Raw genomic sequence first — 21,370 nt, 5'->3', positions numbered from 1 at the left:
GCTACTGACTTAAATCCCATAACAGGTTAAAACGTTTTAGGGCTTCTCCACTCTCCAAGGATTCTTTAGCCATTCCATAGCTTGTTTCCAAATCGGTGCCCTTTACCGTCGCGATGGCCATAGCAGCATTGGCACATACCACACTGTTTTGTGCCTCGGTGCCCTGACCTTGCAAAATATGCATGAATATTTTCGCTGAAGATTCCACAGAGCCACCTCCGTGAATAGACTCTGAAGTTAAGGTTTGAACCCCAAACGATTCTGGAGTCAACATAAATTCAGCGTCCCTTTGCACCACTTTGGCTGTTCCCGTTAAGGAAATTTCGTCATAACCATCCAATGCATGAACGATACTATATACTTTATCGGAACCTTCGTATAAATAACTATACAAACGCAATAATTCCAGATTAAACACCCCAACCGCCTGGTATTTAGGTTTTGCCGGATTCACCATGGGACCAAGCATATTGAAAAACGTCTTTACTCCTAATTCCTTCCTAATCGGCGCCACATTTTTCATAGCAGGATGGAATAAGGGTGCATGTAGAATACAAATGCCCGTTTTGTCCAAGCTCCGTTTTAAAAAGTTTCTTTTATTACTGAATTTAATACCTAAATGTTCCAACACATTGGAAGAGCCACTCGCCGAAGAGACTCCATAATTACCATGTTTGGCCACATTTACCCCTGCTCCAGCTGTCACAAAAGAAGCCAAGGTTGAAATATTAAACGTATGCTTACCGTCGCCACCAGTACCACATAAATCTATGGCATCATAATCATCCAAATCTACATGGATACACAGTTCCAAAAGAGCATCCCTAAATCCCTTCAATTCTTCCACCGTGATCCCGCGCATCATATAAATGGTGACAAAAGAGGCAATTTGGCTGTTGTTGTATTCCCCTTTGGAAATGTTCACCAAAACCTCTTTGGCTTCCTCACTGGAAATGTACTCCTGATTGATAAGTCTGTTTAATATTTCTTTCATGTGTTTTAAATCTTTTGTTGGAACTCGTTTTTTATATTGAAACCTATTCCTTGATCCAATTTTCCAACATTTGTTTTCCTTGAGGTGTCAAAACCGATTCAGGATGGAACTGCACTCCTTTTACATCGTACACTTTATGCCGTAAGGACATCACCTGCCCATTACTGTCATAAGAGGTTGCTTCCAAACTATCTGGCAAGTCTGGAGCCACCACCCAAGAATGGTAGCGTCCTACTTCTATGGTTTTATCCAATCCTTCAAAAAGTTGTTCATTATCCACACAAATGGTTACTTGAGTAGACACGCCATGAAACACGGTTTCTAAATTGATTAAACTTCCTCCGAAGACTTCTCCAATTGCCTGTTGCCCCAAGCACACCCCAAGAATACTTTTGGTAGGCGCGTACTTTTGAATGATTGGCTTTAATAACCCTGCCTCATCAGGAATTCCCGGTCCTGGAGACAACAATATTTTATCGAAAGGCTCCACGTCTTCCAAACTAAGTTGGTCATTTCGTATTACCGTCACCTCACAATCCAAGTCTTCCAAATAATGGACAAGGTTGTAGGTAAAGCTGTCGTAATTGTCGATGACTAAAATCTTTTTCATTTTCTCTATTCGTTAATTCTGAATATCCTTTTTTAATTCCTATATATTTTCTGCAAGTTCAAGCGCCTTGTTTAAAGCTCCCAACTTGTTATAAACTTCCTGCAGTTCGGTTTCTGGAACAGATTTGGAAACCAGCCCTGCACCTGCTTGCCAATGCAATACATGATCCTTGCTCACAAAGGTGCGAATCATAATGGCATGGTTAAAATTCCCATCAAAGTCCATAAACCCAATCGCACCACCGTAAAACTCCCGGCTTGTTTTTTCGTATTTCTCGATTAACTGCATGGCCATATGTTTGGGTGCACCCGTAAGCGTACCTGCAGGAAAGGTATCAGCCACAATTTGCATGGTTTGGGTATAAGCGTGCTTTTCTCCAATAACCTTGCTTACCAAATGGATGACATGTGAAAAAAACTGAATTTCCCTATAAGTTTCCACCTTAACATCACTTCCGTGCCGACTCAAATCGTTGCGCGCCAAATCAACAAGCATCACATGCTCACTGTTTTCCTTAATATCATTGGCCAATTGCTTCGCCAATTGAGCATCTTCCTCATCATTCCCAGTGCGCTTAAAGGTACCTGCAATGGGATGAATTTCCGTCCGACCATCCTTTACTACCAAGTGTGCCTCGGGCGAACTTCCAAAAATTTTAAAATCGCCATAATCGAAGTAAAACAGATACGGCGAAGGATTAATGCTTCGTAACGCTCTGTACACATTGAATTCATCTCCCTTAAAATGCTGTGAGAATTTTTTAGACAGTACCAATTGAAACACATCTCCTCTAGCGCAATGCTGTTTCGCCAGTTCCACATTGGCCATATATTCTTCGTCGGAAAGATTGGATGCTGGTTCTCCTTCCTTCGAAAAATTGAAAACAGTATAGTTTTTGGATTGTATGAGTTGATGGATTTCATCAATATTATTTTCAGCTTCGAAACAATGGGCAAAAATATAGGCCTCATTTTTATAGTGGTTGATAGCAATGATATTTTGGTAAACGGCATAAAAAATATCGGGAATTCCCAAACAATCCTCCTTTTTTGAAATCTCGATATCTTCAAAAAACCGCACCGCATCATAGCCCATATATCCAAATACCCCATTATTGATAAACTTAAATTGATGATTGGAATGCACCTTGAAACGATGTGTAAACTTATGAATCTTCTCTATCACCTCTGTATTCTGCTTGATTTTGTTAACCAATACACTGCCGTCCGGAAAGGTGTGGGTTATCACATTATCCTCCACCTTAAACGTTGCAATAGGATTACAGCAGATATAAGAAAAACTATTGTCGCTGGTATGGTAATCGCTACTTTCCAACAAAATACTATTGGGATATTGATCTCGTATTTTGAGATACACTGATACCGGCGTAATGGTATCTGCCAAGATTTTCTTGTAATGTGTATAGAGACTAAAGGTTTTCATAATGTTGGATAATTCATGATATAAAAAAAGGCCTGTCGTGAACGACAAGCCTTTATATTGAAATTTAAATATACAATAGGGTCTAATTCACGAAAATTTGATTTCGGGAACTCCACCACCATGTATTATTTAAAATTGTTTGCATTGTTTGTTTATTGAGTTTCAAAGATATAAATGTTCTCCTGTTTTTCAAATTTTTTCTCAAAAAATAATTTTCAGAGAGAAAATACCTCATCAGCCTTCCTTTTCTTGTCCTTAATTTTATGTTAAAAAATTAATTCCTACAGATACACTTTATAACTTTAGCTAATGAAAAAGATTCTAGTTTTTATTGCCCTACTTGGAATATTCTCTTGTCAAAACAACAAATCCAAGGAGCCGATTGCCGAAAACAACATAGTTGAAAAACAGCCATATGCTCTAGAAGTGCATAATTTTGATGGTATTCAACCTTACCTTACTTCCAATGATGATAAAACCTATGTAGTGAATTTTTGGGCTACTTGGTGTGCCCCTTGTGTAAAAGAGCTTCCCTATTTTGAACAATTGGGAACTAACTTTAAAGACAAGAATGTGGAAGTCATTTTAATAAGCCTTGATTTTCCGAATCAATATGAGTCAAAATTGATTCCTTTTATAGAAAAGAATCAATTGCAATCTAAGGTCGTTGCCTTAAATGACCCAGATTCTAACTCTTGGATCCCAAAAGTAAGCGACACTTGGACTGGTGCTTTGCCTGCTACCTTAATCTTCAACGCCAAGGATCGAAAGTTTTTTGAAAAATCATTTGATTATAGCGAACTTGAATCCGAACTTCAACACTTTATAAACTAATTATTATGAAAACAATGAAACTTTTATTTGCCTTTGTTGCCATTTTAACTCTTTCGGCCTTCACTTCTGTTACAACAGAACCTGGGTATAGCGTGGGAGACATGGCAACAGATTTTAAACTGGAAAATATTGATGGAAGAATGATTTCCTTATCCGATTACAGTGATGCCAAAGGATTCATCGTGGTCTTTACATGTAACACTTGCCCGTATGCAGTTGCCTATGAAGACCGCATCAACGATTTGAATAAAAAATACGCACAAAAAGGATATCCCGTTATTGCCATCATGCCAAACAACACAGACATTAAACCAGGAGATAACCTGGAAGCCATGAAAGTAAGAGCTCAAGAAAAAGGCTTTACGTTCCCTTATTTGATAGATAAAAACCAAGAGATTTTCCCTCAATATGGAGCGACAAAAACACCTCATGTGTATGTGCTTCAAAAAACCAATAAAGGGAACCAAGTTAAATATATTGGAGCCATTGATGATAACTACCAAGATGCTTCTGCCGTTAACACCAAATATGTAGAAAATGCCGTTGACGCCCTTTTACAAGGTAAAGACATCAAGGAACCACACACAAAGGCCATTGGGTGCTCTATCAAGATTTAAGACCTAACATCCTTAAAAATAAGAATCCGGAGTGTAACACTTCGGATTTTTTTTCGTCTATATGGTAAAGAAAAGTTAATTTTGTAGTTCTAAAAATACAAAAGAATGGCAGATTTAACACAAGAAGAATGGGCTGAACAGCTATCCCAAGACAATAACGCTGTGGTATTGGACGTTAGAACCCAAGACGAAGTTGACGAAGAAGGCATTATCCCTAATGCAATACATATAGACATCTACAAAGGACAAGGATTCATCTATGAACTGGAAAACTTGGACAAAAGTAAAACCTATTATGTGTATTGCAGATCTGGAAATAGAAGCGGTCAAGCTTGTGCCATTATGAACCAATTGGGTTTTGAAAAAACCAACAATTTATTGGGAGGTTTCAGCGAATGGACTGGAGACGTAGCGTCCCTCTAAAACAATATTTATGAAACATTTTCTAATCATCTTAAGTTTGGCCTTGATGGTTCTTTCCACAAGTTGTGGATTAGATTCCAAAAGCGATGGTGAAATCAACTTGGTGACACCCGAGGAAATGCAAACGCTTTTGGAATTAGAAGATGTTCAGCTTATCGATGTACGTTCTTCAGAAGAACATAATGAAGGATACATCCCCGAATCACAAAATATAGATTTCAACTCCCCTACTTTTGATGAGGATATTTCCAAATTGGACAAAAGCAAACCTGTGATTCTCTATTGCCGAACAGGCAAGAGAAGCGCTGAATGCTCCGAAAAACTTAAGGAAGCTGGATTTGTAAAAATCTACGATTTGGACGGTGGATTTTCAAAATGGAAACACGACGGACTCGATATTGACACAAAATCATAAAATACTTTAAAACAACAAAAAAGCCGAACATTCAAGTTCGGCTTTTTTGTTGTGATTAAGTCCTTTTTTAAAGTGAATTTTAAGAATCGTTTATGGGTTTATAAGATAAGTTCTTTTAAATTTGCCGACAATCTTACAATTATCTCTAAAACTACTTATGTTTTGCAGATTTTTTAAAATTATGTTACCTAATGAAGAAATTTTTATCAAGCTTATTTTTTTTAATCCTGTCCATTAGCGCTACTAAAGCACAAGTTCTTGAACCTGTAAAATGGTCTACTGCTGTTGAAAAAATTTCCGAAACTGAGTATTATTTAATTTCCAAAGCCACCATTGATAAGGGATGGCACCTTTACTCACAAAATGTTCCGGAAAATGGCCCTATAGCCACCACTTTTTCTTACAACAAAACCACCGATTTCGAACTAATTAAAGAAACCCTTGAAGAAGAGGGACATGTTGTAGATGACCCTGTCTTCCAAATGGAGATTAAGTTTTTTGAATACCATGCCGAATTTAGGCAACGTATTAAAATTTTAAATTCCGAATTATCTTTAGTAAAAGGGGAAGTAGAATTTATGGTTTGTGACGACGAACGCTGTCTACCTCCTAACTTTGTTGATTTAACTTTCGACCTTACAAAAAGTGTAGCGGCAGCAGCCGAAGATGGAGCAGTCTTTAACAAAACTGAAGACAATGCCGCAGCAAACTCCAACATCATTGAACCCGTAAAATGGACGACTGCTGTTGAAAAAGTTTCTGATACCGAATACAACTTAGTGTCCAAAGCCACCATTGATAATGGTTGGCATCTTTACTCACAAAAAGTTCCTGATGACGGTCCTATCGCAACCACTTTCATGTACTATGAAGATGCCACTTATCAAGTTATTGGTAATACAACAGAAGCAGATGGCCAGACGGTAAATGACCCTGTTTTCAATATGGAAATTAAATTCTTTGAAAACACTACTGAATTTAGACAACGCATCAAAGTATTAGACAATACTTTAAAAACCGTAACTGCAGAAGTAGAGTTTATGTCCTGCAATAACACGCAGTGTACTGCCCCTACTTATGTAGATTTAAATTTCGACTTGTCGAAAAGTGCAGCTGCTTCAGTTGACAACTCTGCCGAGATTAGTGAAACATCCACCGAAGATGAAAAAGGCCTTTTGGGAATTTTCTTTGTAGCCTTCCTTTCTGGTTTTGCCGCCTTGCTCACTCCTTGCGTATTCCCTATGATTCCAATGACCGTAAGCTTTTTTACAAAACAAAGTAAAAGTAAAGCTGCAGGAATCAGAAATGCTGTTATTTATGGTGTTTCAATTATCGTAATCTATGTGCTTTTAGGGATTTTGGTAAGTTTAATATTTGGAGCCGATGCCCTTAATGCCCTATCTACAAACGTATGGTTCAACCTCATATTCTTTATCTTATTGTTGGTTTTTGCGGCCTCCTTTTTGGGAGCTTTCGAAATATTGCTTCCTAACTCATGGGCCAACAAAGTAGATTCACAAGCCGATAGAGGCGGGATGATCGGTATCTTTTTTATGGCTCTAGCCTTAGCTATCGTGTCCTTTTCTTGTACGGGACCAATTGTTGGAACCTTATTAGTACAAGCTGCAGCTGGAGGAAGTCAAGTAGGACCAATTGTTGGAATGTTAGGATTCTCTTTGGCCATAGCCTTACCTTTTGCCTTGTTTGCAGCATTCCCAGGATGGTTAAACTCCTTGCCTAAATCTGGAGGATGGTTAAACACGGTTAAGGTTGTTCTAGGATTTTTAGAATTAGCTCTTGCATTCAAATTCTTATCCAATGCCGACTTGGTATTACAAACACACTTCTTAGAACGAGAAGTATTTATAGCTATTTGGATTGCTATTTTTGGAGCCTTGGCTTTTTACCTATTCGGAAAAATCCAATTACCGCACGATTCGCCTATTTCACATATTTCTGTTGGAAGATTGAGTTTAGGACTTTTAGTATTGTCGTTCACTATTTATATGATTCCTGGACTTTGGGGAGCGCCTTTAAATTTAATCAGCGCCTTCCCTCCTCCATTAGATTATAGTGAGTCTCCATACGGCGTTGGAAATTCAAAAGGTGGCGGAGCCGCTGCTTCTGCAAGTCACGAGGACCTTCCTGACGGTGCCCATTTATTGGCCCCTCATCAAATTTTAGCTTTTAACGATTACGACAAAGGATTGGCTTATGCAAAACAAGTTGGAAAACCAGTGATGCTTGACTTTACGGGATGGGCTTGCGTAAATTGCCGTAAAATGGAACAAAATGTTTGGGTTAAAGACAACATCTTAAACATTTTGAAAAACGACGTGGTACTAATTTCATTATATGTAGATGACAAGCGTCCGCTACCTAAAGGAGAAGTAATGGAATCGCAATTGAAACCAGGAAAACAATTAAAGTATATTGGACAAAAATGGAGTGAATTCCAAACCATTAAATACAAGACCAATACACAACCTTTCTATGTGTTGATGGACCACAACGGAGACAATTTAAACACACCTGTTGGTTACACTCCAGACGCCGAAGAATATCACACTTGGTTAGAAAATGGTTTGAACAATTTCAAAACCGAATAACAACAAAAAACCTCCCGATTGGGAGGTTTTTTTATGCCTTTTACTCAGCAACTAACTCATAACTCTCTTTGGCAATTTCCAGCTCTTCATTGGTTGGGATTACCAAAACCCTCACCTTAGAATCTGGTGTGCTGATATCTCTGGAATCCTTAGACCTAATGGCATTCAATTCTGTATTCAATTTAATTCCCAAAAACTCCATATCCTCACATATCAAACCTCTCAACACGTCACTATTCTCGCCAATTCCTGCTGTAAATACAATGGCATCCAAACCATTCAATGCAGCGGCATAAGCGCCTATAAACTTCTTAATACGGTAAGCGTTCATTTCCAATGCCAATAAGCATTCTTCATTTCCTTTCTCTGCTTCTGCTTCTATCTCACGTAAGTCACTGAATCCTGTTAAGCCCAACATCCCACTCTTTTTAGATAAAATGTCTGACATTTCTTCTTTGGAATAACCATACTTATTCATCAAGTAAAAAATAACCGATTGATCTATGGAACCGCTCCTTGTCCCCATAATCAAACCTTCGTTAGGTCCAAATCCTAAAGTATGATCCAAACTTTTACCTTCATGAACCGCTGTCATACTACAGCCATTTCCTAAATGGATGGTGATGATCTTAGCACTTGGATTTCCTAAAAACTCAACTGCCTGCTCCGATACGTATTTATGCGAAATTCCATGGAATCCATACACTCGAATTCCTTGATCCAAATACTTGTTTTCAATAGCATACTTGTATACTTTTTTAGGCAACGATTGGTGAAATGCCGTATCAAACACTGCTACTTGTTTGGCATTTGGAAAAATACGCTCAGCTACCAAAACACCTTCGTAATTTGGAGGATTGTGCAAAGGCGCCAAAGAAAACAAACTTTTGATTTTGTTTTTCACCTTCTCATCAATTTCGATAGTATCCGAAAAATCCTTTCCGCCATGCACAATACGGTGACCAACTATATCAATTTCATCTACGTTGGAAATGACACCTTTTTTAGGATCCATTAGCAATTTGGCTACTTCGGACAAACCGAAAGCATGGTCCGAAACCGGTATGTTTAGGGTAATCCCCTCAGTACCTTTTTTATAAACAATTGCCCCCACATCCAAACCAATGCGCTCCACCAAACCAGAGGCAACGACAGTTTCTGAAGGCATTTCAATCAATTGGAATTTAATAGAAGAACTTCCTGAATTTATTACAAGTGTTTTCATATAATAGTCTAAAAATTATAGGCCTTGGGCCTGAATGGCTGTTAAAATCACGGTGTTGAACACATCGTCTATGGTACAACCTCTACTTAAATCGTTTACGGGTTTATTGAGTCCCTGCAACATTGGTCCGATGGCCAAAGCGCCAGTTTCACGCTGAACCGCTTTATAGGTATTGTTTCCTGTATTCAAATCTGGAAAAATCAACACTGTGGCCTGTCCTGCCACTTCCGAATCTGGCATTTTGCTTTTTCCAACCACAGGGTCTACCGCGGCATCATATTGAATTGGCCCTTCCACCTTCAAATCTGGACACTGTTGTTTTACTATTTGGGTGGCTTCCCTTACCACATCAACATCTTCACCTTTACCAGAAGATCCAGAAGAATAAGATAACATGGCTACTTTTGGCTCAATACCAAAGGCCTCACTACTTCTTGCAGAAGAAATTGCAATTTCGGCCAATTGTTCGGCATTTGGGTTTGGATTGATGGCACAGTCCCCAAAAATGGATACTCTATCATCCAAACACATAAAGAATATAGACGATACAATGGAACAACCCGGTTTGGTTTTAATGAACTGAAGTGCGGGACGAATGGTATGTTGCGTGGTATGGATGGCTCCAGACACCATACCATCGGCGTCGCCTTTATAAATCATCATGGTACCAAAATAGGACAGATCACACATCATATCCCTAGCCATGTCCATGTTTACTTTTTTGTGTTTGCGCAATTCGTAGAAGGTTTCTACATAATCCTCAAACTTTTCATATTTGGCAGGTTCAATAATCTGGATTTTGGAAGCATCCATGTTCAATCCCAATTCATCGATCTTGGTTTTGATTTCCTTCTTATTACCCAACAATACCAAGTCTACCAAATCCAACAATGAGAGTCTTGCCGCTGCCGTAAGGATACGTGAATCTGTCGCTTCTGGAAGTACGATGCATTTTTTCTCCTTTCTAGCCTTCTGAATCAATTTATACTGAAACATTCGAGGTGTCATCACCTTGGTTTCAAAAGCCGTCAATTTCTCGAATATGTCATCTATAGCAACATTTTTCTGGAAGGTAGCTATCGAGGTTAGTATTTTCTCTTTGCTTTCGGCATAAATATTAGATTTAATACTACCTATTCTTTGGGTCACCTCAAAAGTACCTTTGTTCACAGACACGATAGGCACCACATTGGAAAGTCCATCGATCAATTTTAAAATAGGCTCTTCTGGCATCAAACCTCCTGTAAGGACGATTCCTGAAATATTTGGATAGTTGCTCGACAAATGGGCCTGTAAGGATCCCAAAATCAAATCGGCACGGTCCCCTGGCATGATTAGCAAACTTCCCTCCTTAATATGTGTCAGGAAATTGCGAAGCTGCATAGCTCCCACGGCAAAATTCCCCGATTGGTTGCCCATATGCTCTGCTCCAAACAACACCTTTCCTTCCAAGGCATCTGTAATTTCGGTTAAGGTTGGAAATGCCAAAGTATCCACCAACGGGATGGTAAGTACCTCCACTTCCTCCGGAATAAATGACTTGATAGATTTTTGAAGTAACTTGGTATTTTCTGGTTGGATTTTATTGGCTATCAGTGCCAAAATTTCCACATCTTGACTTTTAAACGTTTTATAGGCCATTTCTAAACTGCCAATAAACTTCTCTAAAGTTTTCCCTACCCCACTGCTCACAATTACGGTAGGTAAACCCAGATTTTTAGCAATATTAACGTTCCAGTCAAATTCAAACACACTGCCTTCTCCAACAAAATCGCTACCTTCTACCAACACAAAATCATATTGGTCTTCGAGTTCCTTGTACTTCTTGATAATGATATCCAAGGACTCGCCTATTTTCCCAGCATTTCGGTTCTGAATGATCTCTTGACGGGTTAAGGCGTAGGCATCTTCATAAGGGATGTCTAAATTAAAATATGTAAGAATTGTATCTATATGGTTGTCCTTAACACCCTCCTCCTGATTACTTATAATGGGTCTGAAATATGCTACTTTGGGAGTTTTTCCTAAAAGCGCCTGCATAAGTCCCAAGGACACGATTGACTTACCACTATTGGTCTCCAAGGTTGCAATATAAAGTCCTTTGTTCATGGTTGTTTACTTTTGGTTAGTAATTTAAAGAATCGCATAACTGAGATTCCTTGTTATTTTATGAATTGAAATCTTTAAGATCAATATCGAAAAAGATTTCGTGTTATTTACCAATATCTTTTAGTGCAATTTGGCTTTGTAGCTGTTTTTGGTAATCGGGGTGCGAATTTACATAAACTACTTTATTACCTCCCATTCTATTGAATACTCTGGCTAAATTGAGCCCACTTGACTCAAAACCCACCTTAAACATCTGTAATAAAAATAGTTAACTACGAATTTAAGGATTATTTTCCAATCCAAAACCCAAAGATGGGTGACACTACAATTAAATTTAAAAGATTGTTGGCTCTTTTTAAATTGATTAAAAACAAAGGCCCCATTTAGTATTTTAAATGAGGCCTTATCCATCAATCAACACTAACTTAATACAACATATTAAGCAGCTCTTTTATAATTTAGAAGCTAATTACGGCTTCCATCATTAGTCCATCGAATTGACCATCGTGTAAGATGTTGTCTACTGCGTACCCATCATAAGTTTGGTTTACGTACTCAGCTTTTACAAGAATGTTGTTTGTCATGAACCAACCTGCTGCTAAATTGAATCTTGAAATATCTACATCCTCACCAGTTCTTTCTTCAGCACTCACCATGTTGTAACGACCACCTACGTAGAAGTTTTCGTTGCGTCCAAATCTGTAGATTAACTCTCCAGCGTATTGGTTAGCACTTCTTCTTTCAGCTTCAGAATTACGTCTACCGTTAGCAATTTCAATAGTTCCAAAGAACTCCAATCCTCCATATTTCACGAATGGGTTGATCATGAAAGCTGTTACTTTGTTACCAAAGTTTGGATTGTAACGTCCAGATCTGAAGTTGTCATCAGCTCCTTCTGCTTGCATTACGTGGTAGTATCTAGATCCTGTACGGTCTGCACTGTATAGGTAAGAACTTGCAACGCTACCTGTGTTGTAAAGAGATCCTGTTAAACGTAATCTCAAATCATCTGTAACTTGGCTGTCATATCCTACTTTTGCTAAGAAAGAAGCTCCGTTAGCATCGTTTTTCACTGTAGATTGGTTCAATTTACCGTTAGAGAAACCTACCATTCCAAGGAATCCACTGTGAGTATAGTAAAGTTCAGCGCCTACTTCTGTAGTGAAGGCATCCATGATCAAGTTTCCAACAAATGGGTTGTAGATAGCTTGCGCGTTATCACTTCTTCTAAAGTGAGCATCACCGTAGTTGTTTTCCATGTGCCCAATTCTAATAGTGGTGTGTTTCATTAGGTCTTCCAAAAGTCCTTCTTTGATGAAGTCTAATTTGTCAATTTGGAAATATCCCCCTTTTACATATGGTTCTGGGTGATGTCTAGAACTCAAATAAGTTCTTAAGTGCATACGTACCCCATCTGCAAGTGCCACGTCCAAATCTAAGTTTGCTGTCGCTAGGTTAAAGTTGCTTCCTAATTCTGCTAAAGCAAGAGGGTTTCCATCTACATCTACTCCTGAAGCTTCATGATCCAAACCTTGGAATTGTAAGGCGAAAGATCCACCTACTCTTACTCTAAGACCATCGAAAGTTGAAATAGTATCCTTCACATCTTCGAATACATTAACCCCGTTTTTATCTGGCTCTCTATAATTGTCTAAACTTCTATTATTTTTTTGGGCAAAACCGTTAAGTCCTCCGATTAACATTACTGCCACTACTGAATTTGTAAAAATTGATTTCATGTTTTAATTTTTTTTGCGTTAGATTTTGTTGTTTTTATTTAGTTTATCATGATGGTATTAAATTCTATGGTAAGCGCATCTCCAGTGGTTACTGCACCAAACATTGCTGTTGGAGGTTCAACTTTAAAGTCGGTCATTTTAATATCCTTACTACCTTTAAGCGTTGCTTGATTTCCTTTTAGCGTTAACTCGAAATCCAAGGTCACTTTATTGCTGGCTCCTGAAATGGTCAAGTTTCCTTCGGCGGCCACTTTATATTTTCCATTTCCTAGATCCTGAACACTTTTGGTGTTTAAAAGCTCAAAAGTGATGTACTTATATTTTCCAGTGTTTAAGGCTTTATAAGTGTTCTTGTCCATTGCAGACTTTCCACTCTTCAAGCTTTCTGCCTCGATTTCAATTTTAAGACTATTGATTGTAAGGCCATCTGTTGTTGCAATGTCCAAACTCCCTTTTTGAGTTTCTGCAGTCTCCTCCCAATCGTGCAAGCTTGAGGTTCCTTTCACCACCAAAGTAGAACTTTGGTTGTTCAACTTGAACTGTTGTGCAAAAGAGGCCGTAGACGAAATGAACAGAAGTGCCAGTACACTAAGAGCGATGTTCATTTTGTTAAGCGTTTTCATATCCGTTTTGTTTTTAATTATGGTACAAAGATGCAACCGATGTAAGAATTAAAATATGACGATAATCATACACTGACATAAACAACTGACAATAAGCAATTTGAGCCATGTAAAATTTTTACTACAAGGGTTCGCAAGAATGGAAAATTCTTTTGAATTAAAAAGAAGAAAATAAAAAAATCGCCCAAAGGCGATTTTCATTTAAATAGTCATGGAAAATATAGGTTTTCCCGAACTCTTTTTTTGAAGTTTCACATCAAAAGCCATGCATACATTCCGCACAAATGGCACACCCTTTTCTGTAATCTTAATAGCGTGATCCCCTATTTCAATAAGGCCGTCCTGTTGCATTTCTTCCAGTTGAGACACTACTTCTGGCAAACTCTCAAAGTATGTTCCCTCATTTTCCCAAGACGTTTTGAATTGGCACATCAATCCTAAAATATGTTTTCTGATGATTAAATCTTCCTCATTTAATATGTGACCTCTAAATACAGGGATCAATCCTTCATCTATCAACTGTTTGTAGGTTTCAATATCTTTGGCATTTTGGGCAAAAGCATACCAACTATCTCCAATAGCGGAAACTCCCAAACCAATCATCATTTGGGTTTTTGAAGCCGTATAGCCCATAAAGTTTCTATGCAACTGATCAGTTTTCATAGCTGTATACATAGAATCTGTAGGCAGGGCAAAGTGGTCCATACCAATCTCCATATAACCTACCTGCTCCAACAAGGCTTTTCCGTTTTCGTATTGTTGGCGTCTACTTTCTGCCGAAGGCAAATCTTCTTCATTAAATCCTCGTTGACCATTCCCTTTAATCCACGGTGTGTGGGCATAGCCATAAAAGGCAATGCGATCTGGCTTTAAGGCTTTTGTGTATGCTATGGTTGTTTCAATATGTGGCATCTCCTGGAATGGCAGTCCAAAAATAATGTCATGTCCAACCGAAGTATATCCAATCGCTCTTGCCAATTCGGTGACTCTCTTTACATTTTCAAAAGGTTGCACACGGTGAATGGCCTTTTGTACTTTTTCATTATAATCCTGAACCCCAAAACTCACTCTTCGGAATCCTAAATCATACAAGGTCTGTAAATGTGCTTCCGTAGTATTGTTAGGATGTCCTTCAAAACTGAATTCATAACCTTCTGCCAAATCTGCATTCTCCAGAATACCTTGGATAAGTAGCTGCAAATGCTCTGGTGAGAAAAAAGTAGGGGTTCCTCCACCTAAATGCAGCTCTTTAATACTAGGTCTTTCAGGCAAAATTTCACAATACAGCGCCCATTCACGTAAAACATAATCTATATAAGGTTTCTCTACATCATGACGTTTGGTAATACGTTTATTGCAACCACAGAAAGTGCATAAACTTTCGCAATAAGGCAGGTGGATGTAAAGACTAATGCCCTCTTCCTTACTTTCAACAAAGGATGTTTTTAAGGAGGCTTTCCACTGTTCCAAAGAAAAGGAATCCACATCCCAAAATGGTACCGTTGGATAACTGGTATATCGAGGTCCTGGAACGTTATATTTATTGACTAGGTTACAATTCATTTCAATATAATTTTTGCCAAAAATAAAATGTATGCCATCATTTGCATATGACATATATCAGTTTAAAAACCAACCATCTCCAATAGGAGACAATTGGTTTTCATGCAATAAAAAAAGCTATTTGGTTGGCCGGTGTTCATGGAACACCAAAAATGGAATATTCGTTAAATAGGTTAGTTTCTTAACACTTGGCTGAAACAACAAGCGTTGCATATAGTTAAGGTTTTTTGCTACCAAGGCAATTAAATCTACCCCTTGATCCTCTACAAAAGACTGAATGGCTGCCTCCAATTTTTTATCATTGAAGAAATTGAAACTATGATGAAAATATTTCAAAAAAGCTTCTAAGTAGGTTTTGTTTTTTACTTGATCTGGGAAGAGTTCACTGTCCTTTTTACATACATGCAATACCCTAAAATTAGTGTCGAAGCGCTTTAAAATAGCACCTATAGACTTTAAGGTATCATCATTATAAATCATGGAAAAATCCGTTGGAAAGACAATTTCCTTGCAATCTTTAAACTTGGCATGTTCAGGTACCACCAAAGCATTACATTTTACCTTGGTAATGATTTCGTGGGTATGGGTTCCTATTCCCGCATTCTTAAATTCATTGGCACCTTTGGTACCAATAACAATGACATCTATTTTTTGAGTTTTCACCTGATTGCGGATGGATTCCACAAAAAAGTTATAGTCTGTCAAAATGTGTAATGTGAAGTGATGCCCTTGTGGTAACTCTTGTTCCAAAGTTTGACGCAGCTGCTCCAATTTTGCAAGTACCTTTTCCTGATGGGCAGAAAGTTCTGCTGCCGACAAATTGGACATACCATTTTTCAACACAATTATATGCAGCAAAAAGAACTCACAAGTTTCCCCTTCATAAAACTTAAGGGCGTATCTTATAGAGTTCAATGAATTTTCTGAAAAATCTGTTGGTAATAGTATATTTTTCATTGTTCACACTTTCTTACACAAAAGTAATTTGAAAGTGAAACTAAAAATATGATTTAAATCATACCCTCAAAGGAAACAAATGCTAATGCATGTCCTGAAGCCGCTCCAAATCTAGGATTCGGATGTTTTTACCTTTGATTTCTATAATGCCTTGTTTCTTAAAATTGGAAAGCGTTCTTATTAAAGTTTCCGGTGCAATTCCAGCCACACTAGCCAAATCACTTCTCGAAATTGTAATGGCCTTATTGGTATCGTGGTTCAGTTTTTCGGCAAATTTAATAATGGTCGTAGCCGTCTTTTTGTTTACGGAACTATAGGCCATTTGCAGCAATTGATCCTTGATCCCCAAAATATCGTTGGTAAGCAATTGCATTAATTCCAAGGCAATTTTGTGATTGTGATCCAACAACTCCTTGAGGGTTTTCTTTGAAATACAAGCCACTTGGGTATCTACAATGGCCGTAGCAGTTTCCTGATAAGGTCTGTCCTGCGAAAAAGAAGCGTAACCAAACAAATCATCTTCATTGTAAAGTGCTGTGGTAAGGTCTTTGCCTAACTCGTCCAGTTTATGACTTTTTACAGATCCCTTAGTGATTAAATAAATGAAGTTTGAATTTTGGCCTTCCTCATAAATGGTGTCCCCTTTCTGAAAACACAGCACTTCGCCATTGTCATCAAAAAAGTTTTTAAGGTCGTTTAGGGTTTCCAATTCATCAACATCAGCTTCTTCCACAGCAACATCATTGGTAGCGCGTTGGTCTTTTAAAATTTCAGACTTGGCCAACCTGCTTTCTATGGCATTGATAAGCTCGTCTTCCTGAAAAGGTTTTGGGATATAATCGTCGGCACCCAGTTCCATCCCTTTTCTAACGTCCTTACGCTCTGTTTTAGCAGATAAAAATATGAAAGGAATATACTTTGTTGCTTCATCTTTGGATAAGGCTTCCAACACCCCATAACCATCAAGCTCGGGCATCATAATATCGCATATCACAATGTTTGGAAGGTCCTCTTTTATATGTTCAATTGCCTGTTTACCATTAGGAGCCGTATTTACCGTATACCCAGAAAGTTCTAATAATTCGGCGGTATTTTCCCTAAGCATGGTATCATCTTCAATCAACAGTATTTTCTTCATATTTCAATTTTATTTGGGATCGACATGATAAAGGTTGTCCCCTGATTTTCTTTGCTGTCAAAGGTAAGGTTCCCGCCCAAATTTTTCAAGTGACTTTTCACAATATTCAGTCCAATTCCGGTACCTTCTACCAGCAATACATTTTCTGCCCTAAAGTAACGTTTGAATATGTTTTTCTGATCTTTTTTAGGAATCCCCATACCTTCATCAATCACCTTAAAAATGGTATCGTCCTTTTTCTGCTTGATCACGATTTTGATGGTAGAATTTTCTGGAGAATATTTGATGGCATTACGTACTAAATTGGACAATCCCAATTCTACAATTTTTTCATCTTGGGTAAGACTGATGTCATCAATATCTTCTGGGTAAATGATGTTCTGACCTTCTTTTAATAGCATATTACAGTCATACACTACTTCGTTCACCACTTTACTCAACTTAAAAGTGCTTACCTGATAGCTGATATTCCCTGTTTCCAATTTTTCTATGGAAAGGAAGTCTGTAAGAATGTTATTAAGGTAATGTACTTTATTGGTGATGTTGCCTATTTGCTTATCGCGCTTTTCCTGCTGCTCCTCCAGTTTATATTTGCTCAACAGCATGGTAGAGGTTAAAATACCACTTAGCGGCGTTTTAAATTCATGCGATACCAAGGAGAGGAATTTGGTCTTTAAATCGTTGAGTTCCTTTTCCTTTTTAAGGGCCTTTTTCACCTTTCTTTCGGCTTCCAAGCGCTTTTCATTTTCCTTTCTTAATTCCAAATTCAGCAGTTGAAGCTCCTCTACCGAATCACTTAAGTCCTGTGTTCTCTTGGCTACTTTTTGCTCCAACTCGGCATTCAAGTCCAGAATCTCCTTCTCGTGCTGCTTTCTTATGGAAATATCACTAATGATGGCCATGACAATCTTTTCGCCATGAAGTTCTATAATATTCAAACCAATTTCCACCGGAAAGAGCTTTCCGTCCTTTCTCAATGCGAACAGATCCATACCTTTCCCCATTTGTCGAGACCTGTCTTCAGCAATAAACATGCTTACTTTTTTCTCATGACCGTGTTGATTAGCTTTAGGAAGAAGAATTGACAACGGCTGCTCCAAGAGTTCATCATGTTCATAGCCAAACATTCTTTCGGCAGAAGTATTCGTAGCAATTATTTTGTGATTTTGGTTTACAACAACAACTCCCTCCGAAACAGATTCAAAAAGGAGCTGAAAAACATCATTTTCTCTTTTTAACATGGCAACGCATTACGAAGCACCTAATGTACGAAAGAGTTTTGAAGAAGCTAGTAATAATTCAATTAACTTGCCCAAAATGCCCCACAAAAAAAGACCTTTTTAAAAGGCCCTTTATAACGTCTTGAATACATCTTTTTAGAATGATTTGTATTTAAATTTCTGACCTCCAACAGACACTTCGGCCATCAAACCTCCCTTGGTGTGTGTAAACACCGCTACGCCATCCTTGTATTTCATATCCATACTTTTCCCTTCTGTTAGTGCTATTGCCGAAATACCTGCGTCAAATTCAAATTTACTTTCCTTAAACTTATCAACTTCCTCCTTGGTTTCAAAAAAGATCACCTCTATTAAGGCCTGCCCTCCAATTTGAGCCCCCACACTGATTTCCTTTACACTTGCCATTCCCTTTTTATGGCCATATTCATACAATACACCATTACCTGAAGCCCCGCCAATAATAAGCCCACCTTTCCCTACATTGGGAAATACCACACAGCCAGCCGATTTGTCGAAATACTCACGTAATCCTGGATTCACTTCCAATAAGGTTGCAACCGCCTTATCGGCTTCCTCGATTATTTTTTGATCTTTACTTGATTGTGCGGACAGTGTCAACGCCAGATTCCCTACCAAAAGGAATACCATTAATTTTTTAAAATGTCTCATAGTCTTTTTACGGTTTAAACAATTAATTAACAGATAGTTAATTTACCAAAAACCAATGACTTTTTGAAATTGACAGCATTTTATTTTTAACAAACCTTCTCTGTCACAAACAGTTGCAAAAACCAGATCCTTTCTAGCCTAAAATCGACAGTAAAAACCATAGATATTTAGTACTTTTAAAGTGTCTAATTAACATTTAAAATGAAAAAATTAACCCTACTACTTATTGCAATTATAAGTGTTTCCTGTTCCAAAAAGGAAACGCAAAAACTACTGTCCAACCCCTCAAATAACATATCCGTTGAAGTTGGCCTAAACGCCCACAAGCAGCCATACTACCTAGTGTATGACAAGACCGAATTAGTGATTGACTCTTCAAGTTTGGGGCTTGTGCGCGAGGATGCCAACTTTTTCAACAACATGACCTTAAAGGGCATTTCCGAAGCAACAAAAGTTTCGGATAAGTATAGCATGCTTCACGGCAAGCAAAAGCATATGAGCTATGAGGCCAACCAATACACCGTTGACCTTGAAAACGAAAATGGACAACCTATGCAAATTGTCTTTAATCTCTCAGATGATGGGATTGCCTTTAAATATATATTCCCAAACACTTCTGAAGACATTAAAAAAATCACGGAAGAACTGACTACTTACAACTTCCCAACGTCAGCCAAAGCTTGGGTACAACCTATGTCCAAAGCTAAAACTGGCTGGAGCAGCACCAATCCTTCCTACGAAGAACACTACTATCAAAATGTAGCTATCAACACCAAATCGGAGATTGGAGAAGGCTGGGTATACCCTGCACTTTTCAATAGCAATAATACTTGGGTATTGATTTCAGAAACTGCTTTGGAACCTAATTACTGTGGTACCCATTTACAGTATAAGGACGACAAAAAGTCGCTGCAAGTGGTATTTCCACAAAAAGAAGAGTTCTTCCCAGGCGGTGCCCTTAACCCAGAATCCAAATTACCTTGGGAAACTCCTTGGCGCATCCTTGCCATTGGCGATCTTGCCACAGTTACCGAAAGCACCTTGGGAACCGACCTTGCCAAGCCTGCTATGGATATGGACACATCATTTATAAAAGGAGGGCTTGCCTCTTGGAGTTGGGTTTTGTTGAAAGATGATTTTATTACTTATGAAACTACAAAAAAGTTCATCGATTATTCTGCTTCCATGAATTGGCCTTACTGCCTTATCGATGTGAATTGGGACCAAAAAATAGGTAATGAGAAAATCAAGGAATTAGCCGAATATGCCAATTCTAAAGGTGTTAAAATATTGGTTTGGTATAACTCTTCAGGAGATTGGAATGAGACACCTTATACTCCAAAAAGTAAACTGCTTACTCATGACAACCGTGCAGCTGAATTTCAAAAGTTAGTGGATTTAGGGGTTTCTGGTGTTAAGATTGATTTCTTTGGAGGCGATGGGCAATCCATGATTGCGTATTACCATGACATCCTTAAAGATGCCGCCCAATACAAGCTTTTGGTGAATTTCCACGGTTGTACACTGCCTAGAGGTTGGCAACGTACCTACCCTCACTTAATGACGATGGAATCCATTATGGGGGAAGAATTTGTAACCTTCGACCAAAAAAACGCCGATTTACAGCCTAACCACTGTACAATGTTACCTTTTACCAGAAATGTATTTGACCCAATGGATTTCACTCCAATGGTACTGGATTCCATTACCAACATCAACAGAAAGACGACGAACACTTTTGAGTTAGCGTTGCCTATTCTATTTACATCAGGGGTGCAACATATGGCAGAAATTCCAGAAGGCATGAAAAAGCAACCAGACTATATCGTAGACTTCCTAAACGATATTCCAGTAAATTGGGACAGCAGTAAATTTGTGTCCGGATTCCCAGGAAAAGATGTCGTAATGGCAAGAAAGTACAACGGGAATTGGTATGTAGTTGGCATCAATGGAGAAGACAAAGCCAAAACTTTAGAAATGGACCTTTCTTTTATTGGAGAAGGTAACGGAACCATGATTGCTGATGAAGATGATAAATTTGTATTGGAACCCGTAAATGCAGCTACTGTAAAAACTGTAGAAGTACAACCTTACGGTGGATTTGTAATGAAGTTTTAACCTCAACATCACCTATAAAAAAAGCGGGCCAAGGCCCGCTTTT

At 38.3% G+C, this 21,370-nt stretch carries 18 protein-coding genes; 6 read left to right on the top strand and 12 right to left on the bottom strand.

Annotation, left to right across the window (positions count from 1 at the left end):
* Position 1: 1 nt before the first annotated feature.
* From trpD to BKM32_RS12485, 3 genes are read right to left on the bottom strand one after another with little or no spacing between them, the layout of a single operon-like run.
* Positions 2–994 (bottom strand): anthranilate phosphoribosyltransferase, encoded by a 993-nt coding sequence (gene trpD / locus BKM32_RS12495; protein WP_076664101.1) that lies wholly within the window; start codon positions 992–994, stop codon positions 2–4.
* Between the two features lie 43 nt (positions 995–1,037).
* On the bottom strand, positions 1,038–1,604 hold the full coding sequence (locus tag BKM32_RS12490) for an aminodeoxychorismate/anthranilate synthase component II (RefSeq protein WP_076664100.1): 567 nt from the start codon (positions 1,602–1,604) through the stop codon (positions 1,038–1,040).
* A gap of 39 nt (positions 1,605–1,643) precedes the next feature.
* On the bottom strand, positions 1,644–3,047 hold the full coding sequence (locus BKM32_RS12485) for an anthranilate synthase component I family protein (RefSeq protein WP_076664099.1): 1,404 nt from the start codon (positions 3,045–3,047) through the stop codon (positions 1,644–1,646).
* A 309-nt stretch (positions 3,048–3,356) separates the two neighbouring features.
* On the opposite strand from BKM32_RS12485, the gene BKM32_RS12480 reads away from it, so the two are divergent.
* The 5 genes from BKM32_RS12480 (at position 3,357) to BKM32_RS12455 (ending at position 7,945) form a co-directional block, all read left to right on the top strand.
* Positions 3,357–3,881 (top strand): TlpA disulfide reductase family protein, encoded by a 525-nt coding sequence (locus BKM32_RS12480; RefSeq protein WP_076664098.1) that lies wholly within the window; start codon positions 3,357–3,359, stop codon positions 3,879–3,881.
* Between the two features lie 5 nt (positions 3,882–3,886).
* Positions 3,887–4,498 (top strand): thioredoxin family protein, encoded by a 612-nt coding sequence (locus BKM32_RS12475; RefSeq protein WP_076664097.1) that lies wholly within the window; start codon positions 3,887–3,889, stop codon positions 4,496–4,498.
* A 105-nt stretch (positions 4,499–4,603) separates the two neighbouring features.
* The gene (locus BKM32_RS12470; protein WP_053975813.1) at positions 4,604–4,921 is read left to right on the top strand and encodes a rhodanese-like domain-containing protein; all 318 of its coding nucleotides are present in this window, start codon (positions 4,604–4,606) and stop codon (positions 4,919–4,921) included.
* A gap of 10 nt (positions 4,922–4,931) precedes the next feature.
* On the top strand, positions 4,932–5,336 hold the full coding sequence (locus BKM32_RS12465; protein ID WP_076664096.1) for a rhodanese-like domain-containing protein: 405 nt from the start codon (positions 4,932–4,934) through the stop codon (positions 5,334–5,336).
* Between the two features lie 191 nt (positions 5,337–5,527).
* Positions 5,528–7,945: a protein-disulfide reductase DsbD gene (locus BKM32_RS12455; RefSeq protein ID WP_083702188.1), complete on the top strand. Its 2,418-nt coding sequence runs from the start codon at positions 5,528–5,530 to the stop codon at positions 7,943–7,945.
* Between the two features lie 40 nt (positions 7,946–7,985).
* Here the strand turns inward: BKM32_RS12455 and BKM32_RS12450 are convergent, their stop codons facing one another.
* The 9 genes from BKM32_RS12450 to BKM32_RS12410 all read right to left on the bottom strand — a co-directional run bounded on the left by BKM32_RS12450 (position 7,986) and on the right by BKM32_RS12410 (position 19,209).
* Complete coding sequence (locus tag BKM32_RS12450) at positions 7,986–9,170, bottom strand: acetate/propionate family kinase (protein ID WP_076664095.1); 1,185 nt, start codon at positions 9,168–9,170, stop codon at positions 7,986–7,988.
* Positions 9,171–9,185: 15 nt separating this feature from the next.
* The gene (pta, locus tag BKM32_RS12445) at positions 9,186–11,279 is read right to left on the bottom strand and encodes a phosphate acetyltransferase (protein ID WP_076664094.1); all 2,094 of its coding nucleotides are present in this window, start codon (positions 11,277–11,279) and stop codon (positions 9,186–9,188) included.
* Between the two features lie 458 nt (positions 11,280–11,737).
* Entirely contained in the window at positions 11,738–13,018 is a 1,281-nt protein-coding gene (locus BKM32_RS12440) for a hypothetical protein (protein WP_076664093.1), read from the bottom strand.
* Between the two features lie 38 nt (positions 13,019–13,056).
* Positions 13,057–13,641 (bottom strand): YceI family protein, encoded by a 585-nt coding sequence (locus BKM32_RS12435; RefSeq protein ID WP_076664092.1) that lies wholly within the window; start codon positions 13,639–13,641, stop codon positions 13,057–13,059.
* Between the two features lie 201 nt (positions 13,642–13,842).
* A complete protein-coding gene (hemN, locus tag BKM32_RS12430) occupies positions 13,843–15,204 on the bottom strand; it encodes an oxygen-independent coproporphyrinogen III oxidase (protein WP_076664466.1) in 1,362 nt (453 codons plus the stop codon).
* A gap of 117 nt (positions 15,205–15,321) precedes the next feature.
* A complete protein-coding gene (locus BKM32_RS12425; RefSeq protein WP_076664091.1) occupies positions 15,322–16,161 on the bottom strand; it encodes a universal stress protein in 840 nt (279 codons plus the stop codon).
* Positions 16,162–16,243: 82 nt separating this feature from the next.
* Positions 16,244–17,299 carry a response regulator gene (locus tag BKM32_RS12420; RefSeq protein ID WP_053975821.1) on the bottom strand — a complete coding sequence of 352 codons (1,056 nt, stop codon included), beginning with the start codon at positions 17,297–17,299 and terminating at the stop codon, positions 16,244–16,246.
* Entirely contained in the window at positions 17,296–18,540 is a 1,245-nt protein-coding gene (locus BKM32_RS12415; protein WP_076664090.1) for a PAS domain-containing sensor histidine kinase, read from the bottom strand. The genes BKM32_RS12420 and BKM32_RS12415 overlap by 4 nt, the downstream gene beginning before the upstream one ends.
* Before the next feature lie 135 nt (positions 18,541–18,675).
* A complete protein-coding gene (locus BKM32_RS12410) occupies positions 18,676–19,209 on the bottom strand; it encodes a YSC84-related protein (protein ID WP_076664089.1) in 534 nt (177 codons plus the stop codon).
* A 201-nt stretch (positions 19,210–19,410) separates the two neighbouring features.
* On the opposite strand from BKM32_RS12410, the gene BKM32_RS12405 reads away from it, so the two are divergent.
* Positions 19,411–21,327, top strand: coding sequence for a glycoside hydrolase family 97 protein (locus BKM32_RS12405; RefSeq protein WP_076664088.1), 1,917 nt, complete (start codon positions 19,411–19,413; stop codon positions 21,325–21,327).
* Positions 21,328–21,370: the final 43 nt, after the last annotated feature.

Source organism: Mangrovimonas sp. DI 80 (assembly GCF_001975575.1).
Taxonomy (GTDB): domain Bacteria; phylum Bacteroidota; class Bacteroidia; order Flavobacteriales; family Flavobacteriaceae; genus Mangrovimonas_A; species Mangrovimonas_A xylaniphaga.
Note: the sequence above shows the minus strand (reverse complement) of the source record. Positions and strands in the feature narration are given on the sequence as shown.